The following is a 606-nucleotide window of genomic DNA, read 5'->3' as shown; positions in this document are numbered from 1 at the left end:
GGGCCTGGGCGTGGCCGGTGTTCCCCCACCAGTCCCCGGGGGCCTCGCCGGGAGCCGGGATCTGCGCCTGGAGCATGACCAGCAGAGCGGCCGAGACCCGTGCCGCCACGAGCGGCGCCGTGAACCCGCCGAACGAGTGCCCGACCAGCACGGCGTCCCGGCGGGTGCCCAGCGCCTCGACCACGGTCGCCGTGTACTCGGACAGCCCGGCGGCGTCGTCGTCGACCGGCAGATCGGCCGCGACCACGTCATGACCACGGGCCCGGAGCTCGGCGCTCAGCAGGTGCCAGTACCAGGCGTCCACCGCCGCGGCGTGGACCAGGGCGAAGACAGCCACCGGGCTCATCCGGCGAGGGCGAGAGCGAGGACGCCGACCCCGAGGGCGAGATCGAGGGCACCGCACCACTCGGCCAGCGACCGCGAGACCACCTCGTGGCGGTGCCAGTGCACCAGGTCCCACGCGGCGTGGCCGATCAGGCCAGCAGCGACCAGCACGCGCCCGGCCTCCGGGGAGAGCCAGAGCGCACCGAGTCCGAGCGCCATGAACCCGACGGCGGCGAACGGCTGCCAGCGATAGGCCCCGGGCCGCGAGAAGGTGCCCCGGAC

Annotated in this window: 2 protein-coding genes; both read right to left on the bottom strand. The window is 75.2% G+C overall.

Annotation, left to right across the window (positions count from 1 at the left end; genetic code table 11):
- A partial coding sequence (locus ACXAGC_RS20460; protein WP_474846851.1) for an alpha/beta fold hydrolase occupies positions 1-337 on the bottom strand: 337 nt, incomplete at its 3' end.
- 5 nt (positions 338-342) lie between these two features.
- A partial coding sequence (locus ACXAGC_RS20455; RefSeq protein ID WP_474846849.1) for a hypothetical protein occupies positions 343-606 on the bottom strand: 264 nt, incomplete at its 5' end.

This window comes from Alteromonas sp. AWJ4_197 (genome assembly GCF_056160285.1).
The sequence above is the reverse complement of the archived record's forward strand: the minus strand, read 5'-3'. Positions and strand labels throughout refer to the sequence as shown.